General features: G+C 54.6%; 14 protein-coding genes. 3 read left to right on the top strand and 11 right to left on the bottom strand.

Features of this window, described 5'->3' with window-relative positions:
- Nucleotides 1–125 precede the first annotated feature (125 nt).
- Nucleotides 126–2,126: a bifunctional tRNA (5-methylaminomethyl-2-thiouridine)(34)-methyltransferase MnmD/FAD-dependent 5-carboxymethylaminomethyl-2-thiouridine(34) oxidoreductase MnmC gene (gene mnmC, locus LCS67_RS06950; protein WP_000816077.1), complete on the top strand. Its 2,001-nt coding sequence runs from the start codon at nucleotides 126–128 to the stop codon at nucleotides 2,124–2,126.
- A 51-nt stretch (nucleotides 2,127–2,177) separates the two neighbouring features.
- Here mnmC and LCS67_RS06945 read toward each other — a convergent pair whose 3' ends face one another.
- From LCS67_RS06945 to prmB, 6 genes are read right to left on the bottom strand one after another with little or no spacing between them, the layout of a single operon-like run.
- Nucleotides 2,178–2,453, bottom strand: a complete 276-nt coding sequence (locus tag LCS67_RS06945) for a YfcL family protein (RefSeq protein ID WP_000559749.1) — start codon at nucleotides 2,451–2,453, stop codon at nucleotides 2,178–2,180.
- A 32-nt stretch (nucleotides 2,454–2,485) separates the two neighbouring features.
- Nucleotides 2,486–3,034: an elongation factor P hydroxylase gene (locus LCS67_RS06940; protein ID WP_001089211.1), complete on the bottom strand. Its 549-nt coding sequence runs from the start codon at nucleotides 3,032–3,034 to the stop codon at nucleotides 2,486–2,488.
- Nucleotides 3,034–3,843, bottom strand: coding sequence for a sulfite exporter TauE/SafE family protein (locus LCS67_RS06935; RefSeq protein WP_000368600.1), 810 nt, complete (start codon nucleotides 3,841–3,843; stop codon nucleotides 3,034–3,036). Before LCS67_RS06935 ends, LCS67_RS06940 begins: the two co-directional genes overlap by 1 nt.
- Nucleotides 3,843–4,667 (bottom strand): penicillin-insensitive murein endopeptidase, encoded by an 825-nt coding sequence (mepA, locus tag LCS67_RS06930; protein WP_000750428.1) that lies wholly within the window; start codon nucleotides 4,665–4,667, stop codon nucleotides 3,843–3,845. The genes LCS67_RS06935 and mepA overlap by 1 nt, the downstream gene beginning before the upstream one ends.
- A gap of 3 nt (nucleotides 4,668–4,670) precedes the next feature.
- Nucleotides 4,671–5,756, bottom strand: a complete 1,086-nt coding sequence (gene aroC, locus LCS67_RS06925; protein ID WP_000918457.1) for a chorismate synthase — start codon at nucleotides 5,754–5,756, stop codon at nucleotides 4,671–4,673.
- A 35-nt stretch (nucleotides 5,757–5,791) separates the two neighbouring features.
- Nucleotides 5,792–6,724, bottom strand: coding sequence for a 50S ribosomal protein L3 N(5)-glutamine methyltransferase (prmB, locus tag LCS67_RS06920; RefSeq protein WP_001542329.1), 933 nt, complete (start codon nucleotides 6,722–6,724; stop codon nucleotides 5,792–5,794).
- Between the two features lie 165 nt (nucleotides 6,725–6,889).
- Between prmB and smrB the strand changes: the two genes are divergently transcribed.
- Complete coding sequence (smrB, locus tag LCS67_RS06915; protein ID WP_000730794.1) at nucleotides 6,890–7,441, top strand: endonuclease SmrB; 552 nt, start codon at nucleotides 6,890–6,892, stop codon at nucleotides 7,439–7,441.
- A gap of 99 nt (nucleotides 7,442–7,540) precedes the next feature.
- Here smrB and sixA read toward each other — a convergent pair whose 3' ends face one another.
- The 4 genes from sixA to LCS67_RS06895 all read right to left on the bottom strand — a co-directional run bounded on the left by sixA (nucleotide 7,541) and on the right by LCS67_RS06895 (nucleotide 12,154).
- Nucleotides 7,541–8,026, bottom strand: coding sequence for a phosphohistidine phosphatase SixA (gene sixA / locus LCS67_RS06910; protein ID WP_001195801.1), 486 nt, complete (start codon nucleotides 8,024–8,026; stop codon nucleotides 7,541–7,543).
- 208 nt (nucleotides 8,027–8,234) lie between these two features.
- Complete coding sequence (gene fadJ / locus LCS67_RS06905) at nucleotides 8,235–10,382, bottom strand: fatty acid oxidation complex subunit alpha FadJ (protein ID WP_023214275.1); 2,148 nt, start codon at nucleotides 10,380–10,382, stop codon at nucleotides 8,235–8,237.
- Nucleotides 10,382–11,692: an acetyl-CoA C-acyltransferase FadI gene (gene fadI, locus LCS67_RS06900; protein WP_001248132.1), complete on the bottom strand. Its 1,311-nt coding sequence runs from the start codon at nucleotides 11,690–11,692 to the stop codon at nucleotides 10,382–10,384. Before fadI ends, fadJ begins: the two co-directional genes overlap by 1 nt.
- Nucleotides 11,693–11,869: 177 nt before the next feature.
- Nucleotides 11,870–12,154 (bottom strand): YfcZ/YiiS family protein, encoded by a 285-nt coding sequence (locus LCS67_RS06895; RefSeq protein ID WP_000030902.1) that lies wholly within the window; start codon nucleotides 12,152–12,154, stop codon nucleotides 11,870–11,872.
- Between the two features lie 370 nt (nucleotides 12,155–12,524).
- Here LCS67_RS06895 and fadL point away from each other — a divergent pair, with 370 nt between their 5' ends.
- A complete protein-coding gene (fadL, locus tag LCS67_RS06890) occupies nucleotides 12,525–13,832 on the top strand; it encodes a long-chain fatty acid transporter FadL (RefSeq protein WP_001518618.1) in 1,308 nt (435 codons plus the stop codon).
- Between the two features lie 60 nt (nucleotides 13,833–13,892).
- Here fadL and mlaA read toward each other — a convergent pair whose 3' ends face one another.
- Nucleotides 13,893–14,648, bottom strand: coding sequence for a phospholipid-binding lipoprotein MlaA (gene mlaA / locus LCS67_RS06885; RefSeq protein WP_000776787.1), 756 nt, complete (start codon nucleotides 14,646–14,648; stop codon nucleotides 13,893–13,895).
- Between the last annotated feature and the right edge of the window lie 268 nt (nucleotides 14,649–14,916).

The raw sequence follows: 14,916 nt of genomic DNA, 5'->3' as shown, positions 1-14,916 counted from the left end.
TCGATTGGCACAATAGCGTACACTTGTACGCCGAACAAGTCCGATCAGCCATTTAGTAAGGAAATTTGCGCCATCAGGCACACATCGTTAAGATCGCGATACCGCCCGTCAGACGAGTAACTTACGTGAAACAATACGCCATACAACCCGCCACACTCGAATTTAACGCTGAGGGTACACCTGTTTCCCGAGATTTTGATGATGTCTATTTTTCTAATGACAATGGACTCGAAGAGACACGCTACGTTTTTCTTGGCGGCAATCGTCTTGCGGAGCGATTTCCCGTACATTCACATCCATTATTTATAGTCGCGGAAAGCGGTTTTGGCACCGGACTCAACTTCCTGACGCTGTGGCAGGCGTTTGACGGCTTTCGTTCTGAGCATCCACAGGCGACGCTGCAAAGGTTACATTTCATCAGTTTTGAGAAATTCCCGTTAACGCGCGGCGATCTGGCGCTGGCGCACCAACACTGGCCGGAGCTCGCGCCCTGGGCAGAGCAGCTGCAGGCGCAATGGCCGCTGCCGCTCCCGGGATGCCACCGCCTATTGCTGGATCGGGGTCGGGTGACGCTGGATTTGTGGTTTGGCGATATTAATGAACTGACCGACCAACTGGACGCCACGCTGAATCAAACAGTCGACGCCTGGTTCCTCGACGGTTTTGCCCCGGCGAAAAATCCGGATATGTGGACGTCAAACCTGTTTAACGCGATGGCGCGGCTGGCGCGGCCCGGCGCAACGCTGGCGACGTTTACCTCGGCGGGTTTCGTTCGTCGGGGATTACAGGAAGCCGGTTTTACCATGCAAAAACGCAAAGGCTTCGGACGTAAACGCGAGATGCTTTGTGGAGTGATGGAACAACACCTCATGCCGACCCTTTCCGCGCCCTGGTTTTACCGCAGCGGAAGCGAAAAACGTGAAACGGCGATCATTGGCGGCGGCATCGCCAGCGCGCTGTTATCACTGGCGTTACTGCGTCGCGGCTGGCAGGTGACCCTCTATTGCGCGGACGACCAGCCCGCCCAGGGCGCTTCCGGTAATCGACAGGGCGCGCTTTATCCGCTCCTTAGCAAACATGACGCCGCCATTAATCGCTTTTTCCCGACCGCATTCACCTTTGCCCGTCGCCTGTATGATGCCCTGCCCGTCTCTTTTGATCATGACTGGTGCGGCGTGACGCAGCTCGGATGGGATGAGAAAAGCCAGCAGAAAATTACCCAGATGCTGTCCCTGGCGCTGCCCGCCGGACTGGCCTCGGCGCTCAATGCCGAAGAGGCGGAACAGGCGGTTGGCGTGACGACACGCTGCGGAGGAATTACCTATCCGGCAGGCGGCTGGCTGTGCCCGGAACAATTAACTCGCGCAGTCATCGCACTGGCGACCGAACAGGGTTTACAAATGCGCTTTTGCCATACGCTCACGTCGCTCGTTGCGCAGGAGTCGCGCTGGCAACTGCGCTTTACGTCAGGTGAAACCGCCAGCCATGAGACCGTCGTCCTGGCGAACGGCCATCAGATTAACCGTTTTGATCAGACCCGGCCGCTGCCAGTTTATGCCGTCGGGGGGCAGGTCAGTCATATTCCCACCACCCCCGCCCTCTCGGCGTTGCGTCAGGTGTTATGCTACGACGGCTATCTGACGCCGCAAAATCCGCATAATCAGCAGCACTGTATTGGCGCCAGCTATCACCGGGGCGATGAAAGCACCGTCTGGCGCGAAGAAGATCAGCGTCAGAACCGACAGCGTCTGCTTGACTGTTTTCCGGATGCGAAATGGGCCACAGAGGTTGACGTTAGCGGCAACAGCGCCCGTTGCGGCGTGCGTTGCGCCACCCGCGACCATCTGCCGATGGTGGGCAATGTCCCGGATTACCACGCCACGCTGACGCATTACGCCGATTTAGCCGATAATAAAACGTCGGCGGCGCCTGCGCCTGTGTATCCAGGTTTATTTATGCTCGGCGCGCTGGGATCGCGCGGTTTGTGCTCAGCGCCATTATGCGCAGAAATTCTGGCGGCGCAGATGAGTAACGAGCCGATTCCACTGGATGCCGGTACGCTGGCGGCGTTAAATCCGAATCGGTTATGGGTGAGAAAGTTATTGAAGGGAAAAGCGGTGAAGTAATGGGTCAGTCAATAGCGGAAGGCGGCAAGCGTCGCCTTCCGGCCCACGGCGTTATTGTTTTGCCTTGTCGAACAAATTGTCCCACATCGCTTTGACTAACGCCTGATCGCGCGGCGACAGTTCGCCGGCGCCGATCGCTTTTTCCAGACTTTGGCTAACGTTGGCATAGACCGCCTCGACGGAGTGGTCATCACCGCTCTCCAGCTCGGCAATGGCTAACGTCAGGTGGCCACGCAGGTATCCACTGGCAAAAAGCTCATCGTCGCTGGCGTGCTCTACCATATCGTCAATTAATGCCAGAATGCGTGATTCAAACTCCGCGATCATCTTCTTTCCTCATTGTAAACGTGGCGCTGGCTTTAATTAAGCGCTTCCGGCCACGGGAACTGTTCCGCCTTAAGTTCGGGCGTGTGATAGTAATTCTGTAGCGCTTTGATGAAGCGGGCCGGACGTTCAGGAATGCCCTGCTCCAGATACGCCATTACCTGCGCATGAACCCGGCGCTGAAACGCCACGCGATCCGGCTCAATATCGCCTTCCAGATTGTCGCAACTGACGTTAAAGGGATACCCCGCCGCCACGCAAAATAACCAGTCGAAAGCCTGTGGCTTCACCTCCACGTCTTCGAATTGACTTTGAGTCTGCGCGTCGCGTCCGTCCGGGCAGTACCAGTAACCAAAGTCAACCAGTTCGCGGCGCGCCTTGCCGGCGATACACCAGTGAGAAATCTCATGCAGCGCGCTGGCGTAAAACCCATGCGCAAAGACGATGCGGTGATACGGTACCTGCGCGTCAGCAGGAAGATAGATCGGTTCGTCGTCGCCTTTAATCAGACGGGTATTAAATTCTTCGGCAAAGCAGCCGTTAAAAATCTCAATTAACTGTTCGTAATGGTGCGTACTGTTCATTAGTTCATCCCCAACCATTGGAGGATCTCCTGTCCGTGGCTATCATAAAGTAACCTGGCGCTCATTACCGCCGAGACAATAACGATCATCGGTCTGATAAGCTTTTGGCCTTTGCTCAACACTAGACGCGACCCCATTCGCGCCCCTAAAAACTGACCAACCAGCATCACAAAGCCCGTCGCCCAGATCACTTTGCCGCCGATGATAAATAACAGCAGGCCGCCAACGTTGGAGGTAGCGTTAAGCACTTTGGCATGTGCCGTGGATTTCGCCAGGTTATAGCCACATAAGGTGACAAACGCCAGAGCGTAAAACGACCCGGCGGCAGGCCCGAAAAAGCCGTCGTAAAACCCGACGCATCCCCCGGCTATCAGCGCGAACGGTAATCCATACAGGCGACGCTGGCGATCTTCCTCGCCCAGCTTCGGCATCAATAAAAAATAGAGGCCGATGAAAATCACCAGGATGGGCAAGATCTGGCGCAAAATATCCGCCTGCACGTGCTGCACCAGCAGCGCGCCGCTCATCGAGCCAATGAACGTCATCAGAATATTGAGCTTTTGCTCCGCCAGGTTTACCACTTTACGGCGAATAAAATAGAGCGAAGACGAGAGGGAGCCGCCGCACGCCTGTAATTTATTGGTCGCCAGCGCGTTTGCCGGCGACATCCCGGCGGCCATCAGCGCAGGGATAGTGAGCAGCCCTCCGCCCCCGGCGATAGAATCGATAAATCCTGCCAGTACGGCGACAAAAAACAGCACCACCAGCAGCAGCGGGGAGACCATAAACAGATCATAAAAATTGTCCATCAGAGTACATGCTCATCCAGTAGCGCCTGGCAGGAAGGCGGCAACGGCGGCGGTGTCTTCTTCTCAGGCTTTGTGGTGCCAGGTTTTGGCGGTTCGAACCAGCTTTGCAGTTCAGCGCCGCATCCATCACCCGGCGGGGGTAAAGGTTGATCTTCGCACTCCAGGCTGTCGGCAGGGCAGCGTAAACGCACGTGCATATGCGCGCGATGCTGGAACCAGGGGCGTACTTTACGTAGCCAGTCACGATCGTTTCCGGCATCGAGGCAAAGCTGTTGTTTAATAGCCGGATTGACGAAAATACGGGTGACGTCATTGTCTTGTGCCGCCAGTTTGATCAGACTGGCGATATCCGACGACCAGCGCGACGGCACAACATGTTTACCGTCGCGGGACACCAGATCTAACGCCTGCGGGCGCAATAGCTGCGCCTGGCTCCAGCGCGTTTTCGGCAACTGCAAGAAAATATCCACATCAAGCCCGGTCTGATGACTGGCGTGTCCGCCATTAAAGCGGCCTCCGGCAGGCATCCCCATGTCGCCTATCAGGACGGTTCCGAGCCCCCGTTGCTGCGCCTGATGACTCAACCGCTGGATAAACATGACCAGATCCGGGTGGCCGAAATAACGGCGCTGATCGGTGCGCATCACCTGATAATTATCGGACTGTACCGGCAACGTGTCGGCGCCAATGATGCATCCGTTGGCAAAGCTACCGATAGACTGGGCTGCGCCGGGGACAGGATGAGTTATTTTCTGCCACGGCGTCGCCGCCAGGCTGGCGCTACTGACAAACCATGCCAGCAGCGCAATCGCGGTTTTTTTCATTTCTTACCAGCGTGGAATCTCTGTCTTTACATCCGCATTCTGTGCCCGATGGCGCAGCAGGTGATCCATCAGCACGATCGCCAGCATGGCTTCTGCGATCGGCACTGCGCGAATCCCCACACACGGATCGTGGCGCCCTTTGGTGATCATCTCGACTTCTTCACCCATCCGGTTGATCGTACGTCCCGGCACGGTAATGCTGGAGGTAGGCTTCAGCGCCATATGCGCCACAATGTGTTGCCCGCTACTGATGCCACCGAGGATGCCGCCAGCGTGGTTGCTCTGAAAACCCTGCGCCGTGATTTCATCGCGATTCTGGCTGCCGCGCAGCGCCACCACGTTAAATCCTTCGCCGATCTCCACGCCTTTCACCGCATTGATGCTCATCAGCGCATGGGCGATGTCCGCATCCAGTCGGTCAAATACCGGTTCGCCAAGCCCTGCCGGCACGCCGCTCGCCATCACCGTCACTTTCGCGCCGATGGAGTCACCCTCTTTTTTCAGCGCGCGCATCAGTTCGTCCAGCGCGTCAAGTTTGTCCGCATCGGGACAAAAGAACGGATTAAGCTCAACCTGACGCCAGTCTTTAATCTCCAGCGGAATGTCGCCCATCTGGGTCAGGCAGCCGCGGATTTCGATGCCGAACTTTTCCGCCAGGTATTTCTTGGCGATCGCCCCTGCCGCTACGCGCATCGCGGTTTCACGCGCGGAAGAACGTCCACCGCCACGGTAATCGCGCAGGCCGTATTTCTGCTCATAGGTATAATCCGCGTGTCCCGGACGAAAAACATCTTTAATCGCGCTGTAGTCCTGCGAGCGCTGATCGGTGTTTTCAATCAGCAGGCCAATGCTGGTGCCGGTCGTCACGCCATCAAACACGCCGGAGAGAATTTTTACCTGATCCGGTTCGCGGCGCTGGGTAGTATAGCGCGAGGTGCCGGGGCGGCGTCTGTCGAGATCGTGCTGCAGATCGGCCTCCGTTAACGGGATGCCGGGCGGCACGCCATCGACGATACACCCAAGCGCCAGCCCGTGTGATTCGCCGAAAGTGGTTACGCGAAAGAGTTGTCCAATTGTGTTTCCTGCCATCACGGCTCCGTTATCGTTGTTGTCGTTTGCGTGTTTTAATCTTTATAAATATTGAAATGTTCACGGGCCGCGAGCAACTGCGCTTTGGTCAACATAAAGACGCCATCGCCGCCGTTGTCAAACTCCAGCCAGGTGAACGGCACATCCGGATACTGCTCCATCAGATGTACCATGCTGTTTCCGACTTCACAAATCAGAACGCCGTCATCGGACAGATAATCCGGCGCATTTCCCAGGATACGGCGGGTCAATTTTAGGCCGTCAGTGCCGGACGCCAGCCCCAGCTCAGGTTCGTGGCGATATTCGTTCGGCAGATCGGACATATCCTCCGCATCGACATAAGGCGGGTTAGTGACAATCAGATCGTACTGAACTTTCGGCAGATCGCGGAACAGATCGGAACGGATTGGCGTCACGTGATGGATAAGACCGTGTTCTTCAATGTTATGCTCGGCGACAGCCAGCGCATCCGGCGAAATATCGACCGCATCAACCTCTGCGTCCGGGAAAGCATAAGCACAGGCGATGGCGATGCAGCCGCTACCGGTACACATATCCAGAATATATTTCGGCTGTTGGCTAATAAGGCCGGCGAAGTGGTTATTAATCAGCTCGCCAATCGGCGAACGCGGCACCAGCACGCGCTCATCGACATAAAATTCGTGGCCGCAGAACCAGGCTTTATTGGTCAGATAGGCGACCGGGATACGCTCGTTAATGCGACGAATCACTCGCTCGACAATGCGGTGTTTTTCGCTGGACGTCAGCCGCGCGGTCCGCATATCTTCCGGAATATCCAGCGGCAGATAAAGAGACGGCAACACCAGTTGCACCGCTTCATCCCACGGGTTATCGGTACCGTGTCCATACCAGATATTCGCCGCGCTAAAGCGGCTTACCGCCCAGCGCAACATGTCCTGAATGGTATGCAGTTCACTTACTGCTTCATCGACGAAAATTTTATCCACGTATTCCTCCAGGGCATGCTCGCATTAAATTCGGCGGCTAGTTTGCCACGAAGACAGGGATAAATCAGCATTGACGCGGCGGGAGAATACGAAAAATCCGTTTTGACCGTTCGGATATCCTCCGGGTCGGGTAAACTAAGGCAAAAGATCAGACGAGACCCACGAATGAAAAAGAAAACATCGCTCAGCGAGGAGGACCAGGCGCTGTTCCGTCAGCTGATGGTCGGCACCCGAAAGATTAAACAGGATACTATCGTCCATCGGCCACTGCGCAAGAAAATCACGGAAGTCCCTACCCGAAGGTTAATTCAGGAACAGGCGGACGCCAGCCACTATTTTTCTGATGAGTTCCAGCCGCTGCTCAATACGGAAGGGCCGGTAAAGTATGTCCGTGAAGATGTCAGCCATTTCGAGCTAAAAAAAATGCGCCGCGGCGACTATTCGCCAGAACTGTTTCTGGATTTACACGGCTTAACGCAGCTTCAGGCCAAGCAGGAATTGGGAGCGCTAATTGCCGCCTGCCGTCGGGAACATATTTTTTGCGCCTGCGTCATGCATGGACACGGTAAACATATTCTGAAACAGCAAACGCCGTTATGGCTGGCGCAGCATCCGCATGTGATGGCCTTTCATCAGGCACCAAAAGAGTACGGCGGCGACGCCGCGCTGCTGGTGTTGATTGAAGTGGAAGAGTGGCAACCGCCCGAATTACCCTGATGCGGAATTGCCGGATGGCGGCGCAAGCGGCTTATCCAGCCTACGAACAGCCAGCGCTGTCGTAGGCCTGATAAGCGAAGCGCCATCAGGCAGCAAAGATTAAATCGCTTTCGCCATTTTCAGATTGCAGGGACTCATTTGCCAGTTGAATGTCCCCTTGCCGCTTACATCAAGCGTAACGTTGGCAATTGCGGACGTCGTGAACATCGGCGGCGTTTCGCCCGGACAAAGCTCAGATACCAGGTATCCGACCAGAGGTAAGTGAGAGATCACCAGCACCGATCCGATCTCTTCATTGGCCAGCGCCTGGAGGTAGGCGCTGACCAGACCGACATCGCCACAGGGCGTTAGCTCCGGCAGGACATCCACCTGAGCCGGCAGATTCATACAATCGCCGACCACATCTAACGTCTGTTCGGCCCGAAGAAACGGACTCACCAGAACACGTTCGATATCCACTTTTTGACCTTTCAGCCAGTTCGCCATCAGGCGAGACTCGTCACACCCACAAGGGGTCAAGGGACGAACCGAATCACTGGCGGCATCGAGGGCTGCGTCGCCGTGACGCATGATAAAAACTTGCATATTGCACCGCTTTTGTTAACCAGTTTCACCAACACGCTTACCACATGCCCCTATTGGCTGCGGCAAAAATGCGGTGGCCGGCATTGTGCCTTATCCATTCACCGAATGAAACGCTGTTTTTTACCTCAATGGCGTAAGTATAGTCAATCCTTGATTATTATTTCGCCATTAAGGAGGCATTCAGTGCGGATTCATATTCTCTTTGACCTCAATTTCCCTGGTCAGTTTCCCCATTCGTCCAGAAATGCTCCCTGCGCTCCGCCATGCGCACTAATTGTTCACAAGGCGCGTAACGAGGACCGTAAAGTGCGGCCAGGCGCTGTAATGTCGCCACCATTTCACCCGGCCCGAGAGCATCCATATAGCGGAACGGGCCACCGAGGAACGGCGGAAAACCGATACCAAACACGGCGCCAATATCGCCATCGCGCGCGCTGCGAATCACTTTTTCGTCGAAACAGCGCGCCGCTTCGTTAAGCATTAACATGACACAGCGCTCTGCCACCTGCTGCGCAGATAGTCGACTCTGCCCTTGCACGCCAATAAGCTTATAAATAGCAGGGTCAACCTGTTTTTTGCTTTTACGCCCTTTTTCGCCATAAAGATAGAAACCGCGGCCATTTTTTCTACCTTTGCGATCGTCATTCAAAATTGAAGCGACAACATTTGCAGGCGCGCTAAAACGTTCTCCATACGCCGCCTCAAGCACAGGAATAATTTTAGTGCCCGTGTCGATTCCTACCTCATCCAAAAGTTGGATTGGCCCCACCGGAAAACCAAATTTTACCAGGGCGGCGTCAATATGTTCGACACGTTCGCCTTCAGTCAGCATCCGAATCGCCTCATTGATATATGGCGCAAGAATTCGGTTAACATAAAACCCGGCTTTATCGCTGACGACTATCGGGGTTTTACCCTGTTTTTTCGCCAGCTTAACGGTCGTGGCGATGGTCTGCGCGGAAGTAGACGCGTGAGGAATGACCTCAACCAGCGGCATTTTCTCGACCGGGCTAAAAAAGTGCAATCCAATCACCTGTTCCGGTCTGGCCGCATTCGCCGCAATATCGCCAATCGGCAGGGAAGAAGTATTGGAGGCAAAAATGGTGTGAGCAGCGCAATTTTGTTCCACTTCCGCCACCATCTGTTGTTTTAACGGCAGATCTTCAAACACCGCTTCAATGATCAGATCACGATGACTGAAACCACGATAATCTGTCGAACCTGATATCAACGCCAATTGTTTATCGCGTTCGCTGGCTTTGATATGGCGGCGGCGTACTTTTGTTTCAAGCAGATCCCAGCTGTACTTCAGAGCATGATTGATCCCCTGAGTATTTATATCCTTAATTCGTACTGGCAATCCGCCTTTACAGGCCGTAACCCAGGCGATACCGCCACCCATTAATCCGCCGCCTAAGATGCCCACGCTGTTCAGCGGGCCGGGCGGCGCATCGCTACCGGGATCTTTTTTCACCTCGGTACTGGCAAAGAAAATAGCGCGCAGCGCCTGCGATTGAGGCGTCATCGCCAGCTCGCCGAAAGCGCGCGCTTCCGCGTCATAGCCGCTACTGCTGCCCTGCGCCAGTCCCGTTTCAATCACATCAATGATCCGCTCCGTCGCCGGATAATTACCCTGCGTTTTTTGCGCCGTCTTTTTACGCACCAGGCGAAATAACAGCGCGCGCCCCAGCGGCCCCGCCAGGATACGTTCCCGGACCGGTAATGTCCGTTGCGCCAGGCGTTCTTTTTTAGCCAGCTCGACAGCCGCTTCCAGTAAAATAGTTTGCGGCACCACATCATCAACCAGCCCGGCTTTAAGCGCCTGTCTGGCGCGAAGCTGTTTACCTGTCAGGATCATATCCAGCGCGGTACTGACCCCCACCAGCCGCGGAAGACGCTGCGTTCCGCCCGATCCCGGTAAAAGCCCTAACTGTACCTCCGGCAGTCCGAGAATAGTTTTAACGTCGTCGGTACAGATACGTCGATGGCAGGCCAGCGCCATTTCAAGGCCGCCCCCCAGACAGGCGCCATGAATGGCGGCGATAACCGGAACAGGCAACGCCTGGATCTCCGCCATCAGTTGTTGCCCCTGACGCGCCAGCGTTTCCGCTTCCTGCGCATTTTGGCAGTGACCTATCATGTTGATATCAGCGCCAGCAATAAAGTTATCTGCTTTGGCTGAGATAAAAACAACGCCCTGCAACGCTTTATTTTCCCGGATCTGCTTCAGGATGGCGCGTACCTGCGCGGCAAACTCCGCTTTCAGGGTGTTCACCTTTTCTCCAGGGACATCAATAGCGACAACCGCGACATTATCCAGACGCACGTTAAGTATAAAAGCTGATGTGGTAGTCATTATTCCGCCTCCAGAACCATCGCCGCGCCAAGACCGCCAGCCGCGCAGGCCGTGACCAAGCCAAAACCTCCGCCCCGACGCCGTAATTCATGCAACGTTTGGGTTATCATCCGCGCGCCCGTTGCGGCAAAAGGATGCCCGTAGGCGATTGAGCCGCCAAGCACGTTGAATTTAGCGTCATCCACCTCCCCTGTCGCCTGCGCACGACCAAGCACCTCACGGGCAAATCGTTCGCTGCCCAGCAGTTGTAAGTTCGCCAGAGTCTGAGCGGCAAACGCTTCATGCATGTCGAAAAGCGTCAGATCGGCCATCGTCAACCCGGCCCGCTCCAGCGCCAGCGGCGTTGACCAGGCCGGCCCCAATAGCATGTCCTGCCAGACATCAATAGCGGTAAAGGCGTAGCTGCGCAGATAACCAAGCGGGCGCAGCCCCAGCTCTTTAGCGCGGGATTCGGTCATCAGAATAACGGCGGCAGCGCCGTCGGTCAGCGGTGTACTATTGGCGGCGGTCACGGAGCCATGTTTTCTGTCAAAAGCCGGACGCAGTTTAGCGTAGTCCGCCAGCGTGGAGGTGCCGCGAATGTTGTTGTCTTCTGCAAAGGGGTTTTTATACGGCGGCACATAGGTCGTCATCACTTCTTCCGCCAGTTTGCCCTCCGCCCATGCCTGCGCGGCGCGCTGATGTGAACGATGCGCCAGCGCGTCCTGCTGTTCACGCGTAATACCATACGTTTTCGCCATCTGTTCGGCGGTATCGCCCATGCGCAGACCGGTGGAATACTCAGCAACGGCGGGAGGAACGGGCAGCAGGTCGCGTAAGCGCAGACGAGAAAAAAGCGTCAGCCGTTGGCGGGTCGTCCGGGCTTTATTGACATCAACCAGTACCCGCGCCAGGGCTTTACTCACGCCTATTGGCAGTACCGACGACGAATCCGCGCCGCCAGCGATACCCGCGCGTATCGTGCCGGCCATCAGGCTTTCCGCCACATTCGCTACCGCCTGAAAACTGGTGGCACAGGCGCGGCTTACGCTATAGGCATCGGTATGAACATTCATCCCCGTACCCAGCACAATTTCGCGCGCAATGTTGGGCGCTTCCGGCATTTGTACTACCTGACCAAAAACCAGTTGCTCAATGGCATCGGCTGGAATTTCACTGCGCGCCAGCAGCTCGCCTACCACCATCTTGCCGAGATCAACAGCGGGAATACCATGAAATGCAGTGGCCTGACGAGCGAAGGGGGTTCGTAACCCACTGACAATAGCAATGCGATCGCCCTGGCGGGTGACCAACGGTAAAGCCTGACGCATAGTACTCCCCTGTAAAAAAATAAATTAGTGGTCTGACCTGATCACAGTCTTAACCAATTTTTTACATTTAGCCAAGCAGAGAGAAAAGAAAGTGGGAGCTAAGGCACAGTGAAGGGAAGCGACAAAAAAAGAAAACGCCTCCGCCAGATGATGACGGAGGCGTCGTGAATGAACGGATTAACGCAGGCCGAGCTGGAAGATCAGCGTTTCTGCTTCGCAGGCGAAAACAAAATCAATATCCAGACGAACGCCTTCGGATTCCTCAATAAAGGTTGGCGTAATTTGGCAAGGTTCAGACTCCACGCTACGCGCTTTTTCGGTTAACGCCGCCAGCGTCTCTTCAGCCTCTGCGCGGGTAGCGAATACGCGGCTGTATGACGCGGTGCAATCGGAGTTGTCCATGATGGTTCCAACGTCCATACAGCAGCAAACCGGGGTTTCATCAGCACTGCATTTACTCATTGTAGATTTCCTCTGTATTTGCACCCAGGGTGCCAGATAAACGATGGGGATATTTTACGCTCCCGGCATTCGCCTCTCCAGTCGTTAATGGTGGGAAACGCGTTAAGTGACCGAAATCACACTTAAAAATGATCTAAAACAAAAATCGCGCGATCGGGTGACCGTTAAGCCCGCCGATTTTGCCAGCCAGATCTCGTTTCTAAGATCACAATTGAAAAAACTTATAAACATACTTGCAACATTCTAGCTGGTCAGACCTATACTCTCGCCACTGGTCTGATTTCTAAGTCGTACCGCAGACCCTACACTTCGCGCTCCTGTTACAGCATGTAACATAGTTTGTATAAAAATAATCAATGAGGTTATGGTCATGAGCCAGAAAACCCTGTTTACAAAGTCTGCTCTCGCAGTCGCAGTGGCAATCATCTCCACCCAAGCCTGGTCTGCAGGCTTTCAGTTAAACGAATTTTCTTCCTCTGGCCTTGGCCGGGCCTATTCGGGTGAAGGCGCAATCGCAGATGATGCGGGTAACGTTAGCCGCAACCCGGCGTTAATTACTATGTTTGACCGCCCGACGTTTTCAGCGGGCGCGGTTTATATAGATCCTGATGTTAATATTAGCGGGACATCGCCATCTCGTCGGACGTTAGATGCGGATAACATCGCGCCGACGGCCTGGGTGCCGAACGTCCATTTTGTCGCCCCGATTAACGATCAGTTTGGCTGGGGAGCTTCTATTACCTCTAACTATGGTCTGGCGACAGAGTTTAACGACACATACGCCGGCGGCTCGGTAGGCGGTACGACCGATCTTGAAACCATGAACCTGAATTTAAGCGGCGCTTATCGCTTAAATGAGGCCTGGAGCTTCGGCCTCGGCTTTGATGCGGTATACGCGCGTGCAAAAATCGAACGTTTTGCGGGCGATTTAGGCCAGTTGGTCGCGGCACAGAATCCGGCGCTGGCGCCGGTCGCGGGTCAGATTCCCAGCGACACCAAGATTGCCCACCTGAACGGTAATCAGTGGGGCTTTGGCTGGAATGCCGGTATCCTTTATGAACTGGATAAAAATAACCGCTACGCGCTGACCTACCGCTCGGAAGTCAAAATTGACTTTAAAGGCAACTACAGTAGCGATCTTCCCATCGCTATAAACCGCTTTAACCTGCCTATCCCAACGGCAACCGGCGGCGCGACGCAGTCAGGCTACCTGACGCTGAATCTGCCGGAAATGTGGGAAGTGTCCGGTTATAACCGTGTGGCGCCACAGTGGGCCATCCACTATAGCCTGGCCTATACCAGCTGGAGCCAGTTCCAGGAATTGAAGGCAAAATCGACCGCTGGCGATACGCTCTTTGAGAAGCATGAAGGCTTTAAAGACGCTTATCGCATTGCGTTGGGCACCACCTATTACTACGATGACAACTGGACGTTCCGTACCGGTATCGCCTTCGATGACAGCCCGGTACCAGCGCAAAACCGTTCTATCTCTATTCCGGACCAGGACCGTTTCTGGCTGAGCGCCGGTACGACTTACGCCTTTAATAAAGATGCGTCTGTCGACGTTGGCGTCTCTTATATGCATGGTCAGAGCGTGAAAATTAATGAAGGCCCTTATCAGTTTGAATCTGAAGGGAAAGCCTGGCTGTTCGGTACTAACTTTAACTACGCGTTCTAATCTCTTTCTGAAACGGATCAAAAAGGTGAGCATTGCGCTCACCTTTTTATTTACTGCCGTTTATTCCGAGTCGATCTCTTTGAGTTCGTCCTGAATCGCCTGCGCGTTCGGGTTTTCCTGCGGCTTGAGTTTTCCGCCATTGGCGATAAAGTCATGACGCTGGAAGTACGCCTCGCGCACCATAATATAAGGATCGGAAGACTGGCGCAGCAAACCATCGGAGTCCAGCAACTGCGCGCGGGTTTCTATCCCTTCGATAGTCCATTTTCCTATGGACATTGGCCAGGTCAACCACGAGAGCACCGGATACAAGGTATCCGCCATATCCCCGCCATCTTCACGCAGCGTGAAGCTGCCGTAGAACGGAAGTTGCATATAAGGCCCATACCCCACGCCATAATGGCCCAGCGTACTGCCAAAGCGATGCGGTTCAACGCGCTGCAGCTTAGGATTCGCCATTCCCGCGACGTCAATAAAGCCGCCCATCCCTAATAAGGTATTCAGGAAGAAACGGGTGAAATGCACCATACCCTGATAAGGATCGCCCTGCAGGAAATAGTTCACCATGATCGCCGGTTCTTCGAGGTTGCCGGTGAAATTACTTAAACCGTTACGCGCAGGCTGTGGAACATAATCACGCCAGGCGACCGCGACCGGCCGAACAACATACGGGTCCAGCACATTAAAGTTGAAGTTGTACATGGTGCGGTTAAACCCTTCAAATGGGTCTGAACGCCCCTGCTGTTCTGTACCGGAACTCGCACACCCGACCAGCAGTGTGGTTCCCAGCGCCAGCGCCGACAGGCGAAGCTTCATAGATGTCTCCCTGTGAATTATGGCTATCGCTGATTGCCATCCATGACGGAACGCTACCGTATCCGCCTGTTTAGGTGTGAGCGATTTTAACAGCACGTCAAACGATGTCTATATGCGCGATCTCATTGCTCTGAGCATAGCCTGGTAACGCAACAACGTGACGGCCCTATTCTAACGAAACAGATAAAAACGAGCGTGATCATTTTTATTTTTTCGGAGAATGCCCCGGCCTGGGTAAATGAAAAACCGCTACGCTTTATTAATATGT

Origin of the sequence: Salmonella sp. A7 (assembly GCF_020181675.1) — a bacterium.
GTDB classification, from domain to species: Bacteria; Pseudomonadota; Gammaproteobacteria; order Enterobacterales; family Enterobacteriaceae; genus Salmonella; species Salmonella enterica.
This window is presented reverse-complemented; position numbering and strand designations above follow the sequence as displayed.

Bases quoted from the DNA above. Each gene is read 5' to 3' on its own strand.
- smrB (WP_000730794.1), top strand. From the start codon at position 6,890: ATGAAAAAGAAAACATCGCTCAGCGAGGAGGACCAGGCGCTGTTCCGT.
- mepA (WP_000750428.1), bottom strand. From the start codon at position 4,667: ATGAAAAAAACCGCGATTGCGCTGCTGGCATGGTTTGTCAGTAGCGCC.
- fadL (WP_001518618.1), top strand. From the start codon at position 12,525: ATGAGCCAGAAAACCCTGTTTACAAAGTCTGCTCTCGCAGTCGCAGTG.
- LCS67_RS06935 (WP_000368600.1), bottom strand. From the start codon at position 3,843: ATGGACAATTTTTATGATCTGTTTATGGTCTCCCCGCTGCTGCTGGTG.
- fadJ (WP_023214275.1), bottom strand. From the start codon at position 10,382: ATGACTACCACATCAGCTTTTATACTTAACGTGCGTCTGGATAATGTC.
- mlaA (WP_000776787.1), bottom strand. From the start codon at position 14,648: ATGAAGCTTCGCCTGTCGGCGCTGGCGCTGGGAACCACACTGCTGGTC.
- sixA (WP_001195801.1), bottom strand. From the start codon at position 8,026: ATGCAAGTTTTTATCATGCGTCACGGCGACGCAGCCCTCGATGCCGCC.
- fadI (WP_001248132.1), bottom strand. From the start codon at position 11,692: ATGCGTCAGGCTTTACCGTTGGTCACCCGCCAGGGCGATCGCATTGCT.
- LCS67_RS06895 (WP_000030902.1), bottom strand. From the start codon at position 12,154: ATGAGTAAATGCAGTGCTGATGAAACCCCGGTTTGCTGCTGTATGGAC.
- LCS67_RS06945 (WP_000559749.1), bottom strand. From the start codon at position 2,453: ATGATCGCGGAGTTTGAATCACGCATTCTGGCATTAATTGACGATATG.
- LCS67_RS06940 (WP_001089211.1), bottom strand. From the start codon at position 3,034: ATGAACAGTACGCACCATTACGAACAGTTAATTGAGATTTTTAACGGC.
- aroC (WP_000918457.1), bottom strand. From the start codon at position 5,756: ATGGCAGGAAACACAATTGGACAACTCTTTCGCGTAACCACTTTCGGC.